This window comes from Pseudomonas sp. IT-P294 (assembly GCF_949767865.1).
GTDB lineage: Bacteria > Pseudomonadota > Gammaproteobacteria > Pseudomonadales > Pseudomonadaceae > Aquipseudomonas.
In genome coordinates, this window is record NZ_CATKQW010000011.1 from 585,308 (window position 1) to 607,956 (window position 22,649).

Sequence of the window (22,649 nt, forward strand, 5' to 3'; positions counted from 1 at the left end):
TTTGAAACCATTTCTGCCCAGGCCCAGCGCCTCGACGATGAACATGTTGCGCGAAGGCTGCCTGCAACGCCGCGAGGCTGTGCCGCAAGCGCTGACGGAACAATCGGTCATCCCGGGCATCCCGAATGCGCGTTACTGGCTGGATCGGGACCTGTCGACGTTCATCGTGGAGGCGAGCCTGGCCAACGATCGCGAGGCCCAGGCGCACGTCGGTGAAGAGCTGCCCAACGACACGTTGCCACGGGGCTATTACCTGGCCATTTCAGGGGGCGGCGACGCCGGCACCTTCGCCGCAGGCATCATTGCCGGATGGACCCTGCATGGCTCGCGCCCCATGTTCAAGGTCGTCACCGGTATCAGCGCCGGTGCGCTGGTTGCGCCGTTCGCTTACCTGGGGCCTGAGTATGACGAGATCATTCTGGGGATCTGCAGCGCAATCGGCCCCAAAGACGTTTTCCATGCGCGAAGTGTGCTGACCCGCCTGACCAGCGATGGCATCGCGGACAGCAAACCCCTGGCGCGACTCATTGCCAAATACATCACCGCCGAGGTACTGGCAGCCGTCGCTGCGCAGTACGCCAAAGGTCGGTTACTGATGATCGGGACCACCGACCTCGACGCCGGACGGCCAGTTACCTGGAACATGGGCGCCATTGCCGCCAGCGGAGCACCGGGAGCGCTCGACCTGTTTCGCAACATCATGGTCGCCTCGATGAGTATTCCCGGTGCCGTCTCACCGGTCATGATCGATGTGGAAGTGGACGGCAAACAGTTTCAGGAGATGCACGTCGACGGCGGCGTGCTCACTCAGGTGTTCCTTTACCCGCCGGGCACGGTGATGGCGCTGAACAGCGTGAGCGGCGCGCGTATCCGCCGGGACCGGCATTTCTATGTCATTCGCAACGGCAAGCTGGAACCGCAATGGGCCGGCACCAAGCGCCGTACCTTGAGCATCGGCGGTCGCGCCATCAGCACCTTGATCCAGACCCAGGGCATCAGCGACCTCGATCGCATTTACCGCATCGCCCAGCAGGACGGGGCGGACTTCAATCTGGCGTACATCGGCGCCGATTTTCTGCATCCGCGCAATCAGAAATTCGACGGCGCATACATGAAACGCCTGTTCGATTACGCCTTTGAACTCAGTGCGAAAGGTTATCCGTGGCATAAATCGCCGAACAGGTGAGTTGTCTGAATGAAATTTATGCTGTAGTTTTTCATGAAATTATAAAAAAATAATTTCATGAGGCTTGTATGTTTCAGCAGTCCACGCAGCATGTCGCCAGCTATTACGCCCACAGTTGCGCTGATCGCCTGACCACCCGACCTGCGCTGAGCGGTGAACAAGACACCGAGATCGTGATCATCGGCGCCGGTTTCAGCGGCTTGCACACCGCGCTACGCCTGGCCTTGGCCGGTAAGCGAGTGACGCTGCTGGAAGCCAGCCGGGTGGCGTGGGCAGCCTCGGGACGCAATGGTGGTCAGGCCATTCTCGGCTGGTCGTGTGATATGCCACCGCTGGAAGCAGCGCTGGGCTACGAGCGCGCGCGACGGTTGTGGGACGGCATGCGCTGGGCAGCGCAAGAGCTGCGTGAATTGCCGGTTCGCCATGGTTTCGACTGTGACTACCGCGCCGGGCATCTGTGGACCTCGGTCATGCCCCGTCGCGTCGGTCTGCTGACCGAGTGGCAGCGCGAAGCCAGTCACAAATGGGGCCACCACGACTTACGGTTCATCAGCCGCGAGCAATTACCGCAATGGGTCGCCAGCGAGCGTTATCAGGCTGGTCTTTATGACCCTGAGGGCGGCCATCTCAATCCATTGAAACTGGCACTCGGCCTGGCCGCCGCCATCGAACGGGCCGGCGGGCGCATCCATGAACAAAGCAAAGCGTTGAGTTATCAAGAGGAGGGCGGTCGGTTCCGGGTCAACACCGAGCGCGGATCGATCCGCGCGGATGTGCTGGTGCTGGCCTGTAATGCCTACCTTGATCGGCTCGATCCGAAACTCGCCAGTTGCGTATTGCCGGTGGGGACGTATCAAGTCGCCACCGAGCCGCTGACGGCCGAGCAGGCCAGCTCACTGCTGCCGAGCAACGTCTGCGTCACCGATAACCAATTCGTCCTCGACTATTTCCGCCGCACCCCCGACAACCGCCTGCTGTTTGGTGGTGGCTGTACGTATCTGGGCGGACTGCCCAAGGACATTGCCGGCGCCACGCGGCCGTTTCTGGAACGGGTGTTCCCGCAGCTCAAAGGCGTGAAACTTGAGTTCGCCTGGGGCGGACACATCGACCTGACGCTCAAACGCACACCTGACATCGGTCGCCACGGTGATCGCTACTGGCTTCAGGGCTATTCCGGGCATGGCGTGCTGCCGACGCTGGCCGCCGCCCGCGCCGTGTCAGACGCCATTCTCGGTCAGCCGCAGGAACTGGCGTTGTACCAAGGCTTGAGCAACGGCAGCTTCCCCGGCGGTAAATACCTGGCGGCACCGCTGGAAGCCATCGGCAAGGCGTGGTATCGACTGCGCGACAGCATCTGATGAATTACTTGGCGGAAGGGCAGGCATGAACAAGCAAGAAGAAATCGCTGCGCTGGCGATCCTTATCCACGATCTGCGCAAGCACAAGAAATACACCCTGAAGGAACTGGCCGACAAAATCGGCCGCTCCGTCGGCTTTCTCTCGCAGGTCGAGCGCGGCTTGTCCCGGCCCACCGTTGCCGACCTGACCGCGATCAGCGAAACCCTGGGCGTGCCAACGACTTACTTCTACAGCCTGCCCAAACCCAAGGAACTGCCGTGGGTCACCCGCCCGGACGAGCGCCGCACGTTGTACTACGCCAATGGCATTACCGACATTCTGGTGTCGCCGAAGATGCGGGCCTCGTTTTCCATGCTCGAAAGTCATCTCGAAGCGGGCGCCAGCAGTGGCGACCGGCATTTGAGTGACAGCTCGGAGCAGGGCGGTTACGTACTCGAGGGCGAGTTGACGCTGTGGCTGGGCGATGACGACGACCCGGTCACCTTGCTCGCCGGCGACAGCTTTCAGTTCGACAGTCACACCCGTTGCCGTTACGGCAACCTGACCGGGCATCTCACGCGAGTGCTCTGGGTCTATACCTGATAACCACAATAGGACCAACCATGATGGACGCTGATCTGCTGGCCGAAGTGCGTGCCTTTCGCCAACGCTACCCTGACGTACGTTACGTCGACCTGATCTCCCTGGACATACCGGGGCACTTTTACGGCAAACGCTACCCCGTGGAAATGCTCGAAAAGGTCGCGGCCGGCAGCGCCCTGAAACTGCCGCAAAACTGCGTGTTGCTGGGTGTGCAAGGCGGATTGTTCAAGATCGGGGATTACTGCTTCAACGACGGCGACCCGGATGCGCTGCGCCGGCTGGTGCCGGGCACACTGAAGCCGGTGACCTGGGAAGCGCAGCCGTTGGGGCAGATGCTGATCACCTCGGACGGCACCGAGAAACCGATCGTGTTCGAACCGCGCCAGGTGTTGGCGCAGGTGCTGGACAGGCTCGCGGCAAAAGGCATTCACCCGGTGGTGGCGTTCGAGCTGGAGTTCTATCTGTTCGATAAAAAGCTGCGCGACGGTCTCCCGCAGTTTCCCCGGGATGACCTGACGGACGATGCCGATGATCAACCCAACATGCACATCGAGCGACTGTCCCGCTTTGCGCCGGTCCTCGATGACATGGTCGCAGCGTCGCGGGCTCAAGGCATCGACACCACGGTGATCACCGCCGAACTCGGCCCGGGTCAGTTCGAGATCAATTTCGGTCACCTCGACGATGGCTTGCGTGCGGCCGACTGGGCGGCGTTGTTCTGTCGTAGCAGCCGAGGCGTGGCGCTGAAACACGGCTACCGCGCCAGCTTCATGGCCAAGCCTTATTTGCAGCACCCAGGCAGCGGCATGCACGTGCACGTCAGTCTGTACGACGCGGCAGGCAACAACATCCTGGCGGCAAACCAACAGCGATCACTGCGCCATGCCGTGGCGGGCTGCCTGGAACTGCTGCCGCATTGCATGCCGATCTTCGCGCCGAACCAGAACGCCTATCGCCGCTTGGGCGGTACGACGAACATCGCCACCCGGGCGAGTTGGGGTTTTGAGGACCGCGATGCGTGTCTGCGCATTCCTGAGTCGGATGCGAAAAACCTGCGCATCGAACATCGCCTCTCCGGTGCCGACGCCAACCCGTACCTGGTGCTGGCGGCGATTCTGGTGGGACTTGAACATGGCCTGGAATCAGGCAACGAGCCCATCGCGCCGCTCAACGAAAACCGTAACAGTGGGGTCGACTTCCCGCTGGAAATGCTCGAGGCAGTGCGTGCCATGCAGCATCAACCGCAACTGCGTGAAGGACTGGGCGCCGAGTTCGTCGATGTCTATTGCGAGAACAAGCGTCAGGATCATCTGGCGTTCATGCAGGAAATCAGTGCCCGGGAGTATCGCTGGTATCTGTAAGCCAGTCGGGGGAAATGCACTTTTATAAAGCCCGGGCCTTTCGGCATGCACTAAGCCAAGGCACAAAGCGCTGCGCACCGCAGGACGCAAACACCCGTTCAAGCCGCCAGACGGTGTCAAACCCGGATAATCCGGGTTTGGCACAAACGCTGCATTACATCGATCAAGGCCCACCGTGAATGCAGTCGGGGGCAGCTCCCTCGGTCAACGACGATCGATCCGTGAGCAACATCGGTGGGTCAGGCATAGACGTCTGGTTTCAACACCGCAAAAGAACAGGCAAAGACGCCTGGAACCGTAAGGTTTCAGGCGTTTTTTTTTGCTTTTTGAATCGTGATGGGCTTTAGCCGGGTGCTTCTTATGAATACCAATGTGGCCGCGTTGAACAAGCAGCAAACGCTGATCGTGATCGGCAATGGCATGGTCGGACATCATTGTGTCGAACAGCTGATCGAGCGCGGCGCCCTTGATCACTATCGACTGCACGTCTTCAGCGAGGAGCCGATGCGCGCCTATGACCGCGTGCACCTTTCCGAGTATTTCACCGGGCGTGATGCCGAGTCGCTGGCCCTCAGTGATGCCGCGCTGTACCAGACTCCAGGCGTGACCCTGCATTTGGGCGTGCCGGTGCTGGAAATCGACCGTGCCCGTCGTCAGGTGATCACCGCGCAAGGTTGTGTTGCCTACGACAAACTGGTCCTGGCCACCGGCTCTTACCCGTTCGTGCCGCCGATTGAAGGCGCCGAGGGCGATTCGCGCCTAGTGTATCGCACCCTCGAAGACCTCGATGCCATCCGTGCCGCTGCAACCAACGCTAGACGCGGCGTGGTGGTCGGTGGTGGCTTGCTCGGCCTGGAAGCCGCCAATGCCCTGAAAAGCCTGGGCCTGGAAGCCCATGTGGTGGAATTCGCCCCGCGCTTGATGCCGGTGCAACTGGACGAGCAGGGTGGTCGTGCGCTCAAGGCGCAGATCGAGCGGCTTGGCGTCGGTGTGCATTTGTCCCGTGGCACTCAATCGATCAGCGCGGGTGAGGACTACCGCTACCGGATGAATTTCGCCAATGACGAATTCCTCGAAACCGACCTGATCGTGTTCTCCGCCGGCATCCGCGCCCAGGATGCGCTGGCCCGTCAATGTTCGCTGGAGGTCGGCCCGCGCGGCGGCATCGTGATCGACAACTACTGCCAAAGTAGCGACCCGCACATCTACGCCATCGGTGAGTGCGCGGCGTGGAATGGCACGGTCTTTGGCTTGGTCGCGCCGGGTTACCAGATGGCCCGCGCGGTGGCCGCACAGCTTAGCAACGAAACCGCCGAACCGTTCGTGGGCGCGGACATGTCGACCAAGCTCAAGCTACTGGGCGTCGACGTCGGCTCCATCGGCGACGCTCACGGCCACACACCGGGCTCGCGCAGTTATCAGTTCATCGACGAAACCAGCGCCAGCTACCGCCGGCTGGTGGTGGACGCTACCGGCAAACACGTACTCGGCGCGGTGCTGGTCGGTGACAACAGCTATTACGACACGCTGCTGCAATACATGCAGAACGCCATTGCGTTGCCGGCGGAACCGGCCAGCCTGATTCTGCCGTCCTCCACAGGCGTACCGACCCTGGGCCCGGGCGCGTTGCCCGAGTCGGCCACGGTGTGTTCCTGCCACAACGTCACCAAGGGTTCCATCTGCTCGGCCATCGACGGCGGTTGCACCGACCTCGGCCTGCTCAAGGCACAAACCAAGGCCTGCACCGGTTGTGGCGGTTGCGCGGGGTTGCTCAAGCAAGTGTTCGAGCATGAGTTGATTGCCCGTGGCGTCAGCGTCGACAAGAGCCTGTGCGAACACTTCGCCTACACCCGTCAGGAACTCTATGCGCTGGTGCGAGTGGAAGGGGTGATCACCTTCGAAGAACTGTTGGCCAAACATGGCCGTGGCCACACCGGTTGCGATGTGTGCAAGCCGGCGGTGGGCTCGATTCTGGCCTCGTGCTGGAACCAGCCGATCATGGACGCCTCCTTGGTGCCGTTGCAGGACACCAACGACACCTTCATGGCCAACATGCAGAAAAACGGCACCTATTCGGTGGTGCCGCGCATCCCCGGTGGCGAAATTACCGCCGACAAGTTGATCGCCATTGGCGTGGTGGCGAAGAAATACGACCTCTACACCAAAATCACCGGTGGCCAGCGCATCGACTTGTTCGGCGCGCAGTTGCACGAGCTGCCAGACATCTGGGCCGAGCTGATTGAAGCCGGTTTCGAAACCGGGCATGCCTACGGCAAATCTACTCGCACCGTGAAGTCGTGCGTGGGCAGCACCTGGTGCCGTTACGGCGTACAGGACAGCGTCAAGATGGCCTTGGCCATCGAGGATCGCTACAAGGGTTTGCGCTCGCCGCACAAGCTCAAGTTCGCGGTGTCTGGTTGCACCCGTGAGTGCGCCGAGGCCCAGAGCAAAGACGTCGGCGTCATCGCCACCGAAAAAGGCTGGAACCTGTACATCGCCGGCAACGGCGGCATGCGCCCGCGCCACGCCGAGCTGTTCGCCACCGACCTGGACGATGAAACCCTGATCCGGTACATCGACCGTTTCCTGATGTTCTACATCCGCACCGCCGACAAATTGCAGCGCACCTCGGTATGGCGCGAAAGCCTGGAAGGCGGCCTCGATTACCTCAAGGACGTGATCATCAACGACAGCCTGGGGCTTGGCGAAGAGCTCGAATCGCAGATGCAGCTGGTGGTCAATCGCTATGAATGCGAATGGGCCAACGCCCTCAAGGACCCGGAAAAACTCAAGCGCTTCCGTACCTTCGTCAACGATAAACGCCCGGACCCGGACATCCACTTTGTCCAGGAACGCGGTCAACGCCGCCCGATCATGGCGGCCGAACTCAACCTTATCCCTGTCATTGAGGAAACCGTCTGATGAGCCAGTCCACAGCACAACGCGTCGCGTCCCTGGAAAGTACCGAGGTCTGGCAAACGGTGTGCGAGCACCGGGATCTGGTCAGCCACTCCGGTGTGGTGGTCTGGCTCGACGGCGCACAGGTGGCGCTGTTCTACCTGCCGGGCGCCGAGGGGCGGACGCTTTACGCCATCGACAATCATGACCCGCAATCCGGGGCGAACGTCATCGGTCGCGGGCTGGTCGGCAATATCAAGGGCGAGATGGTCGTCGCATCGCCGATCTACAAGCAGCATTTTCGTTTGGAGGACGGCAGTTGCCTGGAGTACCCGCAACAGCGCCTGCGTGTCTGGCCGGTGCGGTTGAACGGTAGCGTGGTGGAAGTTGGGGTGGTTTGAGTCCAGGGGAGACACGTATGAAAACAGCTGCACAGTTGCTGACGCTTAAAGTCGTGCAAAACCGGCAGGTGCACAGCATTGCACCGGACCAGATGGTGCTTGAAGCGCTGCGGATGATGGCCGAGAAAAACGTTGGTGCGCTGCCTGTCATCGAAGACGGGCAGGTGGTCGGGGTAATCAGTGAGCGTGACTATGCACGCAAGGTGGTTTTGCAGGGGCGCTCTTCGGTCGGGACGCGGATCAGGGACATCATGAGTTCGCCGGTGGTCACTGCGGACAGTCAACAGAGCGTCGAGCGTTGCATGGCGGTCATGACTGACAGTCATCTGCGGCATCTGCCGGTGGTCAAGGACGGCGAATTGATTGGCCTGTTGTCGATTGGCGATCTGGTCAAGGAAGCCATCGTTGAGCAGGCGGATCTGATTCGGCAACTGGAGCATTACATTCGCGGTCATTGAGTGATCGGCGTTGGCAGCAGGTAATGCTGTGCACTTGGAAAGTTTTGGGGTTGGGGGCATATCCGTTTCTGTGGTCACGGCGGCTATTGGTTCCGCTCTTACAGCGGGTCACTTGGAGAAGCGCCAAGTAACCAAGCGCTTGCGCCCCTGACGTCCGGTGCCTCGCTGTGGCTCGGCATTCCCTCACTCCGGTCCTGCTCCGTGGGCCCGCCGCCATCGGCCATCCATGGCCGGGGGCGGCTAACCCGGCATCCATGCCGGGTTGCCCACTGCGCAGAACCTGCGTTCGGCCTTCCGACGGGGCAGATCAAGATCAAGATCAAAAGCGGAAGGCGAGCTAACGCTCGGCCTGATGAGTGGTCAGGAGCCATGGGTGTACACCGTCAAAATGTGGGAGCGAGCTTGCTCGCGATGAGGCCCTGTCAGTCGGCTGTGATGTTGCCTGTAATGCCGCCATCGCGAGCAGGCTCGCTCCCACAGGTATTGAGTACATCTGCCAAAGGCAGGCTGGCCGGAAGGCCTCCTCGCGGTTTGATGTTGATCGTTCCCACGCTCCGCGTGGGAATGCATCCCGTGACGCTCCGCGTCACCATCGCGCAAGACTCAAGCCTGGTGTCGATAGCGGGACGCAGAGCGTCCCCGGCGGCATTCCCACGCAGAGCGTGGGAACGATCACAACAATCACGTAACCACTACGCGCAAGCGTTGAGCAAACAGGTCGGCCCGCAGGCCGCCTCGCTTTGGCTTTGGCAGTGCACGCCCCCTCGAGAGGCCGAGCGCAGGTTCTGCGCAGTGGGCACCGCGGCAAGGATGCCGCGGTAGCCGCCCCCGGCCATGGATGGCCGATGGCGGCGGGCCCACGGAGCAGGACCGGAGCGAGGGCATGCCGAGCCTTGGCGAGGCACCGAACGTCAGGGGCAAAAGCGCTTGGTTACTTGGCGCTTTTCCAAGTAACCCGCTGTAAGAGCGGAACCAATAGCCGCCGTTACCGCAAAAACGGATATGTACCCAACCCCAACCCCAACCCAACCCAACCCAAAAAGCACCAGCCCGAAAGCAGCCCCCCCTTTGTCATGAAATGAAAAGTCATTGTCGTCTGATGAGAAGCGGGTCATCAACCCGCGGCCTACAGTCCAATCAACGCAAATCGGCGCATTACGCTAATAAAAATGCAGATTGGAGAATAAAAGGCATGGCCAAAGCCATACGCTTCTACGAAACAGGTGGTCCCGACGTCCTGCGCTATGAAGACATCGAGGTCGGCGAACCTGGCCCGGGTCAAGTTCGTCTCCGCCAAGTGGCTGTCGGACTGAACTACGCCGACACCTACTTCCGCAATGGCACCTACCCGATCCCACTGGCAAACGGCATGGGCGTCGAAGCCTCAGGTGTGGTCCAGGCAGTCGGCGAGGGCGTGACCCAGTTTGAGGTCGGTGATCGCGTCACCTATACCGGCTTTCTCAACACCCTGGGCGCCTACAGCACCGAACGCCTGATCCCGGCCTCGGCATTGATCAAACTGCCGGAAACCATCAGCTTCGAGACCGCTGCCGCCATGACCATGCGCGGGCTGACCTCGGCCTACCTGATGCGACGCATTCATGCCTTCAAGGCCGGCGACACTATCCTGCTGCACGCTGCCGCCGGGGGCGTCGGCCTGATCGTTTCGCAGTGGGCCAGGCTGCTGGGGCTGACGGTCATTGGCACGGTATCCACCGAAGCCAAAGCTGAAATCGCCAAGGCGCATGGCTGTGACCACGTCATCAACTACAGCCACGAGGACGTTGCCGGGCGCGTTCGCGAACTGACTGACGGTGTTGGCGTCAACGTGGTGTTTGACAGCGTTGGCAAGAACACCTTCATGGGCTCGCTCGACTCGCTCAAGCGCCGTGGCCTGATGGTGTGCGTCGGCACCGCCTCCGGCCCGATTCCGGCCTTCGACCCGGTCCTTTTGGCAATGAAAGGCTCGCTGTTTCTGACACGTCCGGCGCTAGCCGACTACATCGCCGACCCTGCGGAAAAAGCAGCCTTGGCAGGTGAGCTGTTCGACCACGTCGGCAACGGTCGAATCAAGATCGAGATCAACCAGCATTACGCCTTGCAGGATGCCGTACAGGCGCACCGTGATCTGGAATCACGCAAGACCACCGGCTCGTCGATTTTCGTCATTTAAGGGAGCCTGCTGCCATGAAAGTCGAACAACTGACCAGCAACATCGGCGCGGAGCTGATCGGCGTCAACCTCGCCGACGCCATCCATGACGACGGTCTTTTTGCCGCGATCCGCGCCCAACTGCTGACGCATCGAGTGGTGTTTTTGCGCGACCAGGACCTCAGCCGTGCCGAGCACGTGGCGTTCGCCCGTCGTTTCGGCGAACTGGAGGACCACCCGGTGGCCGGCAGTGACCCGGATCATCGGGGGCTGGTGCGCATCTACAAAAAGCCCGACCAGCCGATGGACCGCTACGAAAACGCCTGGCACACCGACGCCACCTGGCGCGACGCGCCGCCCATGGGTTGTGTGCTGCGTTGCGTGGAATGCCCGCCGGTGGGGGGCGACACCATGTGGGCGAACATGGTCGAGGCCTACGAGCAGTTGCCTGACGATGTGAAGACAAAAATTGCCGACCTGCGTGCCCGGCACAGCATCGAGGCCAGCTTCGGCGCGGCCATGCCGATTGAAAAACGCCTGGCGCTCAAGGCCCTGTACCCGGATGCCGAACACCCGGTGGTGCGCACCCACCCGGAAACCGGCGAGAAGGTGCTGTTCGTCAACGCCTTCACCACCCATTTCAGCAACTACCACACCCCCGACAGGGTGCGTTTCGGCCAGGACGCCAACCCCGGTGCCAGCGAGCTGCTGCGCTACCTGATCAGCCAGGCGTACATCCCCGAGTATCAAGTGCGCTGGCGCTGGAAGCCCAACAGCGTCGCCATCTGGGACAACCGCAGCACGCAACATTACGCCGTCATGGATTACCCGCCGTGCCATCGCAAGATGGAACGCGCCGGGATCATCGGCGACAAGACTTACTGATCGACCGTCTCTGCATTCGCACTCATCACTGCGCCCACCGGGCACGATCCCGGCTGGGCGGACAATCATAAAAACAGGAGTAACTCATGCAATTCTTCGACGATTCCCTGCACCCGGAAAACATGGAAAAGGTGGTCATCACCGTGGCCCCGTACGGCCCGGAATGGATGCCCGAAGACTTCCCCGAAGACATCCCGCTGACCATGGATGAGCAAGTGCAGAAGGCGGTCGATTGCTACGAGGCCGGTGCCACCGTGTTGCACCTGCACGTACGTGAACTGGATGGCAAAGGCTCCAAACGTTTGTCCAAGTTCAACGAGCTGATCGCCGGTGTGCGTGAAGCCGTGCCGGACATGATCATTCAGGTCGGTGGCTCGATTTCCTTCGCTCCGGAAAGCGATGGCGAAGCGGCCAAATGGTTGTCCGACGATACCCGCCACATGCTGGCAGAGCTGACGCCAAAGCCGGATCAGGTCACGGTGGCGATCAACACCACCCAAATGAACATCATGGAATTGCTCTACCCGGAATACCTGGAAGGCACGTCCCTGGCCAACCCGGCCTATCAGGCGGCCTACAGCGAGATGACCGTGCCGGCCGGCCCGGCCTGGGTTGCCGAGCACCTCAAGCGCCTGATGGACAACGGCATTCAGCCACACTTCCAGCTGACCGGCATGCACGCCATGGAGACCCTTGAGCGCCTGGTGCGCAAAGGCGTCTACAAAGGCCCGTTGAACCTGACCTGGATCGGCATCGGTGGCGGCTTCGATGGCCCGAACCCGTTCAACTTCTTCAACTTCATCCATCGCGCGCCGGATGGCTGCACGCTGACCGCTGAATCGCTGCTCAAGAACGTGCTGCCATTCAACACGATGGCGTTGTCCATGGGGCTGCACCCACGAGTGGGCATTGAAGACACTATTATTGATCACAAGGGTAAGCGGTTCAGCTCGGTGCAGCAGATCGAGCAAACCGTGCGCGTCGCCCATGAATTGGGTCGCGAGATCGCCACCGGCAAAGAAGCCCGTGAGATTTACCGCATTGGCGTGCAGTACCCGAGCATCGAAGCAACCCTGTTGGCCAATGGCATGGCCCCCAACCGCAAGGCTGGGCAGAAAGGTGTTCCGCAACGCGGTTGACCGGCAGCGCGGGCGGGAGCTGGCCTCCCGCTCGTTGCATTTCACAACGCTCGATAACAATAAAAACAACGTTTCGAGGAGGCTTCATGGCCTTTCACCCAATCGCTGCAGACGATGACGACGTTGCTGTCGGCGTTGCGCGGCCGTACGCCTGGATCGTCTTCGCCCTGACGTTCGGCCTGTTGATTTCCGATTACATGTCGCGCCAGGTGCTGAACGCGGTGTTCCCGATGCTCAAGGGCGAATGGGCCCTGAGCGACGGCCAGCTCGGCTTGCTCAGCGGCATTGTTGCGTTGATGGTCGGGCTGCTGACGTTTCCGCTGTCGTTGATGGCTGATCGCTTCGGTCGGGTCAAAAGCCTGGCGTTGATGGCGTTGCTGTGGAGTCTGGCCACACTGGGCTGCGCGTTGGCGCAGGATTATCCGCAGATGTTCATCGCCCGTTTCATGGTGGGCGTCGGCGAGGCCGCGTATGGCAGCGTCGGCATCGCGGTGGTGATTTCGGTCTTCCCCAAGCACATGCGCGCAACGTTGAGCAGTGCGTTCATGGCGGGCGGCATGTTCGGATCGGTCCTGGGCATGGCGCTGGGCGGTGCAATAGCGGCCAAGCTGGGCTGGCGCTGGTCGTTCGCCGGCATGTCGCTGTTCGGTCTGCTGCTGGCAGTGCTTTACCCGATCATCGTGAAAGAAGCGCGCATCGCGCCGCAGCGTGCGACCAATGCGATGAACAAGGTCGAGGTCAAGGTCAAGCACCCGTTGCGCACGCTGTTTTCCACCCGCTCGGTGATTGCCACCTATGTCGGCAGCGGCTTGCAGTTGTTCGTCGGCGGCACGGTGATTGTGTGGATGCCCAGTTACCTGAATCGTTACTACGACATGGGCACGGACAAAGCCGGAGGCATGGCGGCAATCATCGTGTTGTGCAGCGGGGTGGGGATGATCCTGTGCGGCATGCTCAGTGACCGTCTGTGTCGCCATTCCCCGGAGCGCAAGGTGGCCTTGGCCATCGCTTATTGCCTGGGCAGTTGCATGCTGTTGTCGGTGGCGTTCGCCATGCCGGCCGGGCCCGTGCAATTGGGACTGATCTGCCTGGGCATGCTGATCGCGGCAGGCACCACCGGTCCCGCCGGGGCAATGGTTGCCAACCTGACCCATTACTCGGTGCACGGCACGGCGTTCGCGACCTTGACCCTGGCCAACAACATGTTGGGGTTGGCGCCGGGGCCGTTCATCACCGGTCGCGTGTCCGATGTGATCGGTCTGCACGCCGCTTTCCAAATGGTGCCCCTGGTCAGCGTGCTGGCGGCGGGCGTGTTCTTTTATGCCATGTGCCATTACCACAAAGACATCGCTCGATTGAGGGATGAGCGCGTCAATGACGTGCCGGGCACAGCGGCGTGTGAGGTGAAGTTGTGAGTCGTCGTTTACAGATTGATGTGTTTTTCGATTTCATCTGCCCCTGGTGCCTGATCGGCAAGCGCCAACTGGAGCATGCGCAGGTACAGTTTCGCAATCGCTATCCGGATGTGCAGATCGCCACCGCGTGGCATGGGGTGCAGCTACTGCCCCAATTACCGGTAGAGGGTGAACCCTTCGCTGATTTCTATCGCAAGCGTCTGGGTAATGCCCACGCGGTAACCACGCGCCAGGCTCAGGTACAGCAGGCTGCCCGTGAGGTTGGACTGGCCATTGACCTCGGCCGCATCGCGACGATGCCCAACACCGCTGACGCCCATCGCTTGTTCGAGCGTGCCAGTGCGTTGGGCAATGCTATCCAGCGTGAAATGTTGCTCGAACGACTGTTCGCCGCTTATTTCCGCAAAGGCGAAAACCTCGGTTGTCGTGAGACGTTACTCGCCATTGCCCACTCCTGCGGCATCGATACGGACAGGGTGCTCGATTGCCTGAAGGGTGACGGCACGCCCTTTGACGGGTCCCCCGGCGCGACCAGTGGCGTGCCGGGTTTTCAGTTCGACGGCCGCGTGACCGTGGTCGGTGCACAACCCGCTCAGGCGCTGCTTGGGGCCATGAACGAAGCGCTCAAGGAAAGTGATCGCGAGCGGCAACCGGCATGATCAGGCGTATTCGCGTCCCTGCCGGCAAACGCCCGCAGGTCGGTGCCCGTGCGCTGTTCGAGTTCGAAGACAAAAGTCTGGCGTTGTTCAACGTCGACGGGCAGTTGTTCGCCATCGACGACAGTTGCCCGCACCAGGGCGCCTCGCTCTGTGGCGGGCGCCTCGATGGACGACTGATTCAGTGCTGCGCCCATGGATTGCGCTTCGATCTGGCCAGCGGCTACTTGCTCAATTCCAACAAACTCAAGGTCGCCAACTACCCGGTCGAGGTAGTCGACGGCCAAACCTTTATCGTCATCGCTCCCGAGGAGTCCGCGCCATGAGCGCCATTGCTCTCACCCGAATCCACAGCCGAACGCGCGAATTGGCGCCTGGGTTCATCGTCAGCCTGATCGTCGCGGCGGCCGCTTCCTTTTTGTCCGAGCATTACGGCGCGCCAGTGATGCTGTTCGCCTTGTTGCTGGGCATGGCGCTCAACTTTCTGGCGGCGGACGGCGCGTGCAAGGCCGGCATTGAATTCACTGCCCGCAGCGTATTGCGCATCGGCGTGGCCTTGTTGGGCATGCGCATTACCTTGGAGCAGATGGTCGCGCTGGGCTGGAAACCGGTGGCCCTTGTAGTGATTTTGGTGGTCGTGACCATTGGCGTCTCGGTGATCGCGGCCAAGGCACTGGGGTTTCAACGTTTGTTCGGCATGCTCACCGGTGGCGCCACGGCGATTTGTGGTGCTTCAGCGGCGTTGGCGCTGGCCGCTGCATTGCCCAATCATCCGCAGAAAGAGCGGGCCACGCTGTTCACGGTGATTGGTGTGTCGGCGCTATCGACCCTGGCAATGATCGTCTATCCGATGATTGCCAACTGGCTGTCGTTGTCGCCTCAGGTGGCTGGCGTGTTTCTGGGGGCGACCATCCACGATGTTGCCCAGGTCGTGGGCGCCGGTTACAGCATGTCCACCGAGACGGGCGATACGGCGACGGTGGTGAAGTTGATGCGCGTGGCCATGCTGCTGCCGGTGATCGTCAGCGCCGCCATGATTACCCGCCTGCAAGGCGCCGACCCGACAGGCAAACGGCCGCCGTTGTTGCCGTGGTTCGCGGTCGGTTTTCTGCTACTGGCCTGTATCAACAGCACCGGCTGGATTGCCCCGGTGGTGCAGGGTTCGGTCAATGAACTGTCGCGCTGGTGCCTGGTGGTGTCCATCAGTGCGCTGGGCATGAAAACCCGGCTCAAGGAACTGGCGTCAGTGGGCATCAAACCCATTCTGTTGATGGTGGGGGAGACCGTCTTCCTGGTTGTTCTGGTGCTGCTGTTGCTGCTGTTGCTGCGCTGGGGGATGTAACACAGCCGCCGCATTGCGTTCACTCCGACGGACTGCGGCACTCGACCGGGGTCAAAAGCACCGGTTCTTTTGCGGCGACTGTATTAACAGTCGCCGTTTTTTTTCTGATCTATAGATCGTTCCCACGTCGAGGCGTCCGCGTGGGAATGCCTCAAGGGACGCTCCGCGTCCAGTGACGCGGAGCGTCACGGGCTGCATTCCCACGCGGAGCGTGGGAACGATCAATCAACAGCTCCTAAAGGCGTTCAGCGTTTTGTGGGGTCGGTCTTTTGCGTGCTGCGCCAGGTGGCCGGCGGCATGCCGAACTGGGAGATGAACCAGCGGGTGAACGAGCTCGCCATGGAATAGCCCAGCATGTCGGCGATGCGGCCCAGCGAGTAATTGGGGTTCTCCAGGTAACGCAGCACCAGGTCACGGCGCACTTCATTGATCAGGTCGTTGAAGGCGCAGCCATCGTCTTTCAGGCGACGTTGCAGGGTGCGCACGTTCATGCCCTGGGTCTGGGCAATCTGTTCAATGGTGGCTCGGCCCATCGGCAGCAGCAGGTAAATGGCCTTGCGCACTTCGAACAGGATCGACGGCCCATCGTGGTTCTGCAGCGAATCCAGATAGCGCTGGGCATAACGCGCCATGGCCGGGTCGGCATGCGGATTGGTCATGTCGAGGCTGGCATCGGGGCAGACAATGCCATTGAACTCGCTGCCGAACTCCAGGTTGCAGCCGAACAGGCGACGATGCAGTTGCAGGTTGTCGGGAGGCTGGTGTGTGAAGTTGACGCTGTAGGGGTGCCAGTGCGCGCCGAGCAGGGCGGCGCAAAGCCGGAACATCACGCCAATGGCCAGTTCGTTTGCCTGGCGACAGGGCATTGGCGACTCGGTCACCACTTCCTCGCGAATGATCACCATCTTGCCGGCTTCCTCAACGAAGATCGCCAGCGAATCGTTCATCAGGTGGCGGTAATGCACCAGCACCTGCAACGCATCGCGCAGCGTTCGCTGGTGGGTGAGCAGCAGGCTGACGACCCCGAAGTCCGAGAGCTGACGCGACTCGGCCATGCTCAGGCCGAAGGTCTGACAGCCAGTGGCGACGGCTGAATCCTCCAGCAGACGCACGGCCGAATCGATCGGGATGCGTTGCTCGGGGGCTTGCAGTCGGGCCTTGCTCAGGCCGACGTTCGCCAGTAAATCGTGCGGGTTGAGCCCCAGGTAGTGGGCCACTTCCAGGTAGTTGGTCAAGACGGCGGCGCGAACAAGCTTTGGCATGCGAAGGTCTTCCCTGGCGTGGTCCCGGTGGAAATCAGCGGGGCGACTATAGCCAGCACACCATGAAATGCAAAGTTTTTGAAGCCGCCTTTTTGCCTTCCACATGACCGTCAATCCGGGGTCGTGGCGCTGTCATCAAAAGAAAAGTCGCTGTCGTCAAATGAAAAGCGCAGCGGTGGCGGGCTCTTTAATGTCGGACCAACAAAAAGATTCTGGCGAAACAGCCAGTCGAGTCACCGTGAAGGCGAAGGTGTTGAAGTGGACAAACTGAAAACTGCCGCAACCGTTCTGATCGTACCGGGTCTGCGTGACCACGTTGCCGAGCACTGGCAAACGCTGCTGGAAGCCCGGCTGAGCAACGTCCGTAGTGTCCCGCCACTGGAAACCGAAAAGCTCGACTGCGCGGCCCGGGTCCGGGCGATCCAGCATGAACTTGCGCAGATCGACGGGCCGGTGATTCTCGTCGCCCACAGCGCCGGTGTGTTGATGGTCGCGCATTGGGCTGCTCTGCATGGCGCTGCTCTGCATGGCACGGCTCGGCACAGCGCTCACATCAAAGGCGCGCTGCTGGCCGCGCCACCTGATCTCGATGCCACCTGGCCGTCGGGTTATCCATCCCCTGAAACCCTGCGAACCCATGGCTGGGCTCCACTGCCTGTCGGCGCGCTGCCTTTTCCCAGCATCGTCGCGGCCAGCAGCAACGATCACCTGGCCAGCCTGGAAGCCGTTGCCTGCATGGCCCGCAACTGGGGCAGCGAAGTGGTCAATCTCGGCGAGGTCGGCCACCTCAATCCTGCATCGGGTTTCGGCCATTGGCCGCAAGCTGAGGCACTCATTCTGGAACTGGATCGTTAGTCAGGCACCTGGCCGGTCGGCACACGTCCGGCAATTGCTCTAACGCGTGAACACAACGCAAGCCCTTTCACTTGGGCCTGTGCAAGGAAAGCTGCGCTTAAAAACAAGTACAACATGGCGGAGACACCGTAATGCATAACAATAAGAGTCACGGCCACACACTTTCTTCACGTCGCAGTCTGCTGACGCTAGCAATTCTGGCGGCATCGATGCCGGTCGCCCACGCCGTCGAGCTGGACACCGGCAACCCCGACTGGGCCGTGCGTTTCGATAACACCGTCAAGTACAACTACGGGGTGCGCACCGAGAACGCCGACAAGCGCATGCTCGGGACGCCGAACAACAATGACGGTGACTACAACTTTCGCAGGGCCGGCACCAACATCACCAACCGGGTCGACCTGCTGACCGAGATGGACGTGGTCTACAAGGACCACATGGGCGCTCGCGTCAGTGCCGCCAGCTGGTACGACAAGGCCTATGAGAACACCGGTTCCAATTCCAACCCGTTCGTCAACGGCAATGGCGACACCTCCGGGCTGGTCGCCAATGACCCGCGCCTGGCGGCGGTGACTGGCGACAATGTCGGCAATGGCAGCCCGCATCTAAGCCACTACGCCCAGCGCTACTACAACGGTCCTTCCGGGGAAATCCTCGATGCCTTCGTGTTCTACAGCACCGAAGTAGGGGAGGAGTCGCTGTTCAGCATCAAGGCCGGGCAGCACAACGTGTTCTGGGGGGAGACCATCCTCAACCCGGTGCATTCGATCAGCTACGGCCAGTCCGGCCTGGACCTGGCCAAACTGGCAGCGTCCCCCGGCACCGAGGCCAAGGAGCTGTTCGTCCCGCGTAACCAGGTGTCGATGACCTTCACCATCAACCCCGAATTGACCGTCGGGGCCCAGTATTTCCTTGATTGGGACGCCGCACGCCTGCCTGAGGCGGGTACTTATTACGGCGGTTCCGACCTCGTGGGCTTCGGCGCGCAGTCGTTCCTGCTCGGCAACACCAACTCGATCACCCCTGGCAGCCCGTTGGGGTGTGGCCTGGCGCCGTGCAACGCATTGACCAACGTGCGCCGTGGCGATGACCTGACCCCGCGCAATTCAGGCGATTGGGGCGTCATGGCCAAGTGGTCGCCCGCCTGGCTGGACGGCACGCTTGGTGTCTACTACCGCCAGACTTCGGACATCTTGCCGCAAGCCTGGCTCGACGCCCGTGGACTGACCTCGGCCAACCCCAACGGCACGCGGCCAGCAGGCCAGGTGCCGGCGGTGGTCAACACCCTGAACTCGTTGAGCACCGCCACTTATCAATTGGCGTATTCGGACAAGATCGACATCTTTGGCTTGAGCCTGTCCAAGGACATCGGCGGCGTCAGTGTCGGCAGCGACCTGAACATCCGCCACAACATGCCATTGGCCAGTATCCCGGCGATCGTCAGCACCAACAGCCCATTGGGACTCGGTCAAGGCCTTGGCTTGCTGCCGCCGCGCACGGCGGCCACCGGCGTCATCTACGACACCCCGCACGATGGTGACAGCATGAGCGCCACCGGCGACACCTTGCACTGGACGCTCAACGGCCTGATGACCCTGCCCAAGACGCCGGTGTTCGACTCGGCGGTCCTGCTTGGTGAGCTGTATTACAGCAACCTGCTCAAGCTCGATGACAAGAACGCCGCGCTCTACAAGGGCAAGGGCACTTACCGCGGTGTCGATGCACCGACCCGTGACAACTGGGGTATTGCGGTCAACTTCACGCCGACCTGGTACCAGGTGTTCCCTGGCGTCGACATGAGCATGCCGATGTCCGTCAACGTCGGCCTCGACGGCGTTTCACCGGTCTCGGGCGGTGGCGCGAAAGACACCGGCAACTATGCGTTGGGCGTCGGTGCGGCGATCTACAACAAGTACTTCGTCGACCTCAAGTACGTCGACTCTTTCGGCAAGGCTGACAAGTGCAACGTCAGCGGCAACAGCACCGGCGCGGCCAACGCCGGCAGTGGCGACGGCTCCACGCCGAACGCCTTCAGCGGTAACGAAAACTATGCGTGCTTTGCCGGTGGCTATTCAGCCTTCTCCGGTGGCGGTGCGACCACCGAAGACCGTGGCGCCCTGTACCTGACGCTGAAAACCACCTTCTGATTCACCCAATGCTTAAACACTAAGCAGGAGATTGATCCCATGAAATTCGTGCAAACTCTGCTCGCCGCTTCATTGGCCCTGGCCGTTGCCGCTCAAGTTCAAGCCGCCGTGTCGGCGCAGGACGCGGCCAAACTCGGGAGCAGCCTGACCCTGATCGGCGCTGAAAAAGCCGCCAACGCCGACGGCTCCATTCCCGCCTACGCCGGCGGACTGACCACGGCTCCGGCCAGCTTCAAAGCGGGCGACAGCATGCGCCCGGACCCTTTTGCCAGTGAAAAACCGCTGCTGGTCATCAATGGCAAAAACGTTGATCAGTACAAGAACCTGCTCAGCGCCACCACGGTAGAACTGGCCAAGCGTTTCCCCAGCTACCGCGTCGATGTCTATCCGACCCATCGCACCGTGGCCTTGCCGCAACCGGTGTTGGACAACAGCCTGAAGAACGCCAATGGCGCCAAATCCCTTGAAGGTGGATTGGCCATCGACAACGTCTTGCCCGGCGTGCCGTTTCCGATTCCGCAATCGGGCAGCGAGGCGATGTGGAATTTCCTGCTGCGGTACCAGGGCGTCAACATCAACTCCAAGTACGATTCCTGGAACGTTGACTCGGCCGGCGTGCCAAGCCTGGCCACCACGGGGCAGGCGTTCATCACCTACCCGATCTACGAAAACATGGCGCAGCCCATCAGCAGCGCCGACGTGTACTACCAGATGAAGCTGTATTACACCGGTCCCGCGCGCCGGGCCGGCGAGTCGATCATGCTCAAGGACGCCGCCAACCCGCTGGCGCAGCCACGCCGCGCCTGGCAATACTTGCCGGGCCAGCGTCGCGTCAAACTGGCGCCGAACCTGGCCTACGACACGCCGAATCCGGGAACCGCCGGTGCGGGCACTTACGATGATGTGTTCGTGTTCAACGGCGCGCTGGATCGCTACGACTGGAAGCTGGTCGGCAAGCAAGAAATGATCGTGCCGTACAACACTTACAAACTGACCTACGCCCAGGATCCGAAAAGCCTGACCACCCCCAATCACCTGTCGCCCGACTTCGTACGTTGGGAGAAACACCGCGTGTGGGTAGTGGAGGGCAACCTCAAGCCGGGTGCGCGTCACGTCTACCAGAAACGTCGCTTCTACCTCGATGAAGACAGCTGGGCGGCACTGGCCTCTGACCAATACGACGCCCGTGGTCAGCTCTATCGTGGTTCCTTCGCGTTCCTCAGCCAGAGCTATGACAAGCAGGTGCCGGACTCCACGCCGTTCATGATCTACGACCTGGTCGGCGGCTCCTACAACATCAACGGCGTGGTGGGCCCGTACGGCGGCATCCGTTACATCGACTCCCTGTCCAAGGCGCAATGGTCGCCGGAGTCCCTGGCGGGGGCCGGCATTCGCTGAAGCGCCGTGTTTCGACGCCGGGTTGCACACGATGTGCTCCCGGCGCAGCTTTTTCATGAGGACGCCGTATGTGTTCGTACAAAAAGTACCGGCAGTTGGCGCTGGGCATGGCCCTTGCCCTGTTGCACGGCTTCACCCAGGCAGCCAGCTACATCGACGTGCTGGACTTGCCGGCCAAGACCAGCGCCCTGGCAGTGCGCAGTCCGTTGCTGGGCGTGGCCCGCGCCGGGGCACGTCTGGTTGCTGTCGGACAGCGTGGCCACATTCTCTATTCCGATGATGGCGGCAAAGACTGGCAGCAGGCTGCCGTGCCGGTCAGTGCCGACCTGAATGCCGTGAGTTTTCCCACGGCGGCGCAAGGTTGGGCGGTCGGCAATGACGGTGTGGTGTTGCACACCAGTGATGCCGGCCAGACATGGAGCAAACAACTGGACGGTCGCCAGATCGGCGCCTTGCTGGTCAAACACTATGGCGCGTTGGCCAGTGCCGAACCGGCCAATGAACAATGGGCCACCCGCGTCGAGGAAGGCCAGCGGCTGATCGAAGAGGGCGCCGATAAGCCGCTGCTCGACGTGTGGTTCGCCAATGAAAAAACCGGTTACGTGGTCGGCGCATTCAACCTGATTCTGCGCACCGACGATGGTGGCCAGCACTGGACACCGTTCCAGGACCGCACCGATAACCCGCAAAGCCTGCACCTCAATGCCATCGCGTCCACCGGCGATGCGCTCTACATCGTTGGCGAACAAGGCCTGCTGCTCAAATGGAATGAATCCACGCAGCGTTTCGTGGCGCTCGAATCGCCGTATCAGGGCAGCTTTTTCGGGGTGATCGGCGCGCCTGGCGAAGTGTTGGTCTACGGCCTGCGCGGGCATGTGTTCCGCAGCGTTGACGGTGGCGCGAGCTGGGCCGCGCTCAACACCGGTCTGCAGGTCAGCATCACGGCCGCCACGGTGGACGCCAAGGGTCGCTACCTGCTGTTTAGCCAGGCAGGACAAATGCTGGTCGATGCAGGCGATTCGCGACTGACGTCAATACCTCAGCAAAATCCGGCCCCGTCAGCCGGCGCCATCAGCACCCCCGACGGCACGCTGGTGTTGGTCGGCAGCCGTGGTGCCCGGGCACTGAACGTCAAATAAGAACTGGATTCATTA

Annotated in this window: 19 protein-coding genes; 18 read left to right on the forward strand and 1 reads right to left on the reverse strand. The window is 61.4% G+C overall.

The genetic code is table 11. The features are described from left to right. Position 1: 1 nt before the first annotated feature. The 14 genes from ACM6I0_RS10065 to ACM6I0_RS10130 all read left to right on the forward strand — a co-directional run bounded on the left by ACM6I0_RS10065 (position 2) and on the right by ACM6I0_RS10130 (position 15,833). Positions 2–1,186, forward strand: a complete 1,185-nt coding sequence (locus ACM6I0_RS10065; RefSeq protein ID WP_414922172.1) for a patatin-like phospholipase family protein — start codon at positions 2–4, stop codon at positions 1,184–1,186. A gap of 68 nt (positions 1,187–1,254) precedes the next feature. Then, positions 1,255–2,544 (forward strand): NAD(P)/FAD-dependent oxidoreductase, encoded by a 1,290-nt coding sequence (locus tag ACM6I0_RS10070; protein ID WP_414922173.1) that lies wholly within the window; start codon positions 1,255–1,257, stop codon positions 2,542–2,544. A gap of 25 nt (positions 2,545–2,569) precedes the next feature. Further along, the gene (locus ACM6I0_RS10075) at positions 2,570–3,127 is read left to right on the forward strand and encodes a helix-turn-helix domain-containing protein (RefSeq protein ID WP_285436712.1); all 558 of its coding nucleotides are present in this window, start codon (positions 2,570–2,572) and stop codon (positions 3,125–3,127) included. Between the two features lie 20 nt (positions 3,128–3,147). Further along, positions 3,148–4,488, forward strand: coding sequence for a glutamine synthetase family protein (locus ACM6I0_RS10080; protein ID WP_414922174.1), 1,341 nt, complete (start codon positions 3,148–3,150; stop codon positions 4,486–4,488). Between the two features lie 360 nt (positions 4,489–4,848). Beyond that, positions 4,849–7,410 carry a nitrite reductase large subunit NirB gene (gene nirB, locus ACM6I0_RS10085; protein WP_414922175.1) on the forward strand — a complete coding sequence of 854 codons (2,562 nt, stop codon included), beginning with the start codon at positions 4,849–4,851 and terminating at the stop codon, positions 7,408–7,410. After that, the gene (gene nirD / locus ACM6I0_RS10090; protein WP_414922176.1) at positions 7,410–7,787 is read left to right on the forward strand and encodes a nitrite reductase small subunit NirD; all 378 of its coding nucleotides are present in this window, start codon (positions 7,410–7,412) and stop codon (positions 7,785–7,787) included. The genes nirB and nirD overlap by 1 nt, the downstream gene beginning before the upstream one ends. A 17-nt stretch (positions 7,788–7,804) precedes the next feature. Then, entirely contained in the window at positions 7,805–8,245 is a 441-nt protein-coding gene (locus ACM6I0_RS10095; RefSeq protein WP_285436708.1) for a CBS domain-containing protein, read from the forward strand. A 1,192-nt stretch (positions 8,246–9,437) separates the two neighbouring features. Beyond that, on the forward strand, positions 9,438–10,418 hold the full coding sequence (locus tag ACM6I0_RS10100; protein ID WP_285434834.1) for a quinone oxidoreductase family protein: 981 nt from the start codon (positions 9,438–9,440) through the stop codon (positions 10,416–10,418). A gap of 14 nt (positions 10,419–10,432) precedes the next feature. After that, the gene (locus ACM6I0_RS10105) at positions 10,433–11,281 is read left to right on the forward strand and encodes a TauD/TfdA dioxygenase family protein (RefSeq protein WP_414922177.1); all 849 of its coding nucleotides are present in this window, start codon (positions 10,433–10,435) and stop codon (positions 11,279–11,281) included. Between the two features lie 86 nt (positions 11,282–11,367). After that, positions 11,368–12,420: a 3-keto-5-aminohexanoate cleavage protein gene (locus ACM6I0_RS10110; protein WP_414922178.1), complete on the forward strand. Its 1,053-nt coding sequence runs from the start codon at positions 11,368–11,370 to the stop codon at positions 12,418–12,420. A gap of 86 nt (positions 12,421–12,506) precedes the next feature. Further along, positions 12,507–13,835: an MFS transporter gene (locus tag ACM6I0_RS10115; RefSeq protein WP_285434838.1), complete on the forward strand. Its 1,329-nt coding sequence runs from the start codon at positions 12,507–12,509 to the stop codon at positions 13,833–13,835. Continuing rightward, complete coding sequence (locus ACM6I0_RS10120; RefSeq protein WP_414922179.1) at positions 13,832–14,494, forward strand: DsbA family oxidoreductase; 663 nt, start codon at positions 13,832–13,834, stop codon at positions 14,492–14,494. The genes ACM6I0_RS10115 and ACM6I0_RS10120 overlap by 4 nt, the downstream gene beginning before the upstream one ends. Beyond that, positions 14,491–14,817 (forward strand): Rieske (2Fe-2S) protein, encoded by a 327-nt coding sequence (locus ACM6I0_RS10125; RefSeq protein ID WP_414922180.1) that lies wholly within the window; start codon positions 14,491–14,493, stop codon positions 14,815–14,817. Before ACM6I0_RS10120 ends, ACM6I0_RS10125 begins: the two co-directional genes overlap by 4 nt. Then, entirely contained in the window at positions 14,814–15,833 is a 1,020-nt protein-coding gene (locus tag ACM6I0_RS10130) for a YeiH family protein (protein ID WP_414922181.1), read from the forward strand. Before ACM6I0_RS10125 ends, ACM6I0_RS10130 begins: the two co-directional genes overlap by 4 nt. Positions 15,834–16,078: 245 nt before the next feature. Here the strand turns inward: ACM6I0_RS10130 and ACM6I0_RS10135 are convergent, their stop codons facing one another. Next, on the reverse strand, positions 16,079–17,095 hold the full coding sequence (locus ACM6I0_RS10135; RefSeq protein WP_414922182.1) for an AraC family transcriptional regulator: 1,017 nt from the start codon (positions 17,093–17,095) through the stop codon (positions 16,079–16,081). A 258-nt stretch (positions 17,096–17,353) separates the two neighbouring features. Between ACM6I0_RS10135 and ACM6I0_RS10140 the strand changes: the two genes are divergently transcribed. The 4 genes from ACM6I0_RS10140 (at position 17,354) to ACM6I0_RS10155 (ending at position 22,634) form a co-directional block, all read left to right on the forward strand. Continuing rightward, entirely contained in the window at positions 17,354–17,950 is a 597-nt protein-coding gene (locus tag ACM6I0_RS10140; protein WP_414922183.1) for an RBBP9/YdeN family alpha/beta hydrolase, read from the forward strand. Between the two features lie 131 nt (positions 17,951–18,081). Then, entirely contained in the window at positions 18,082–20,097 is a 2,016-nt protein-coding gene (locus ACM6I0_RS10145; protein ID WP_414922184.1) for a DUF1302 domain-containing protein, read from the forward strand. Between the two features lie 39 nt (positions 20,098–20,136). Beyond that, positions 20,137–21,495 (forward strand): DUF1329 domain-containing protein, encoded by a 1,359-nt coding sequence (locus ACM6I0_RS10150; RefSeq protein ID WP_222586603.1) that lies wholly within the window; start codon positions 20,137–20,139, stop codon positions 21,493–21,495. A gap of 68 nt (positions 21,496–21,563) precedes the next feature. Continuing rightward, complete coding sequence (locus ACM6I0_RS10155) at positions 21,564–22,634, forward strand: WD40/YVTN/BNR-like repeat-containing protein (RefSeq protein ID WP_414922185.1); 1,071 nt, start codon at positions 21,564–21,566, stop codon at positions 22,632–22,634. Positions 22,635–22,649: the final 15 nt, after the last annotated feature.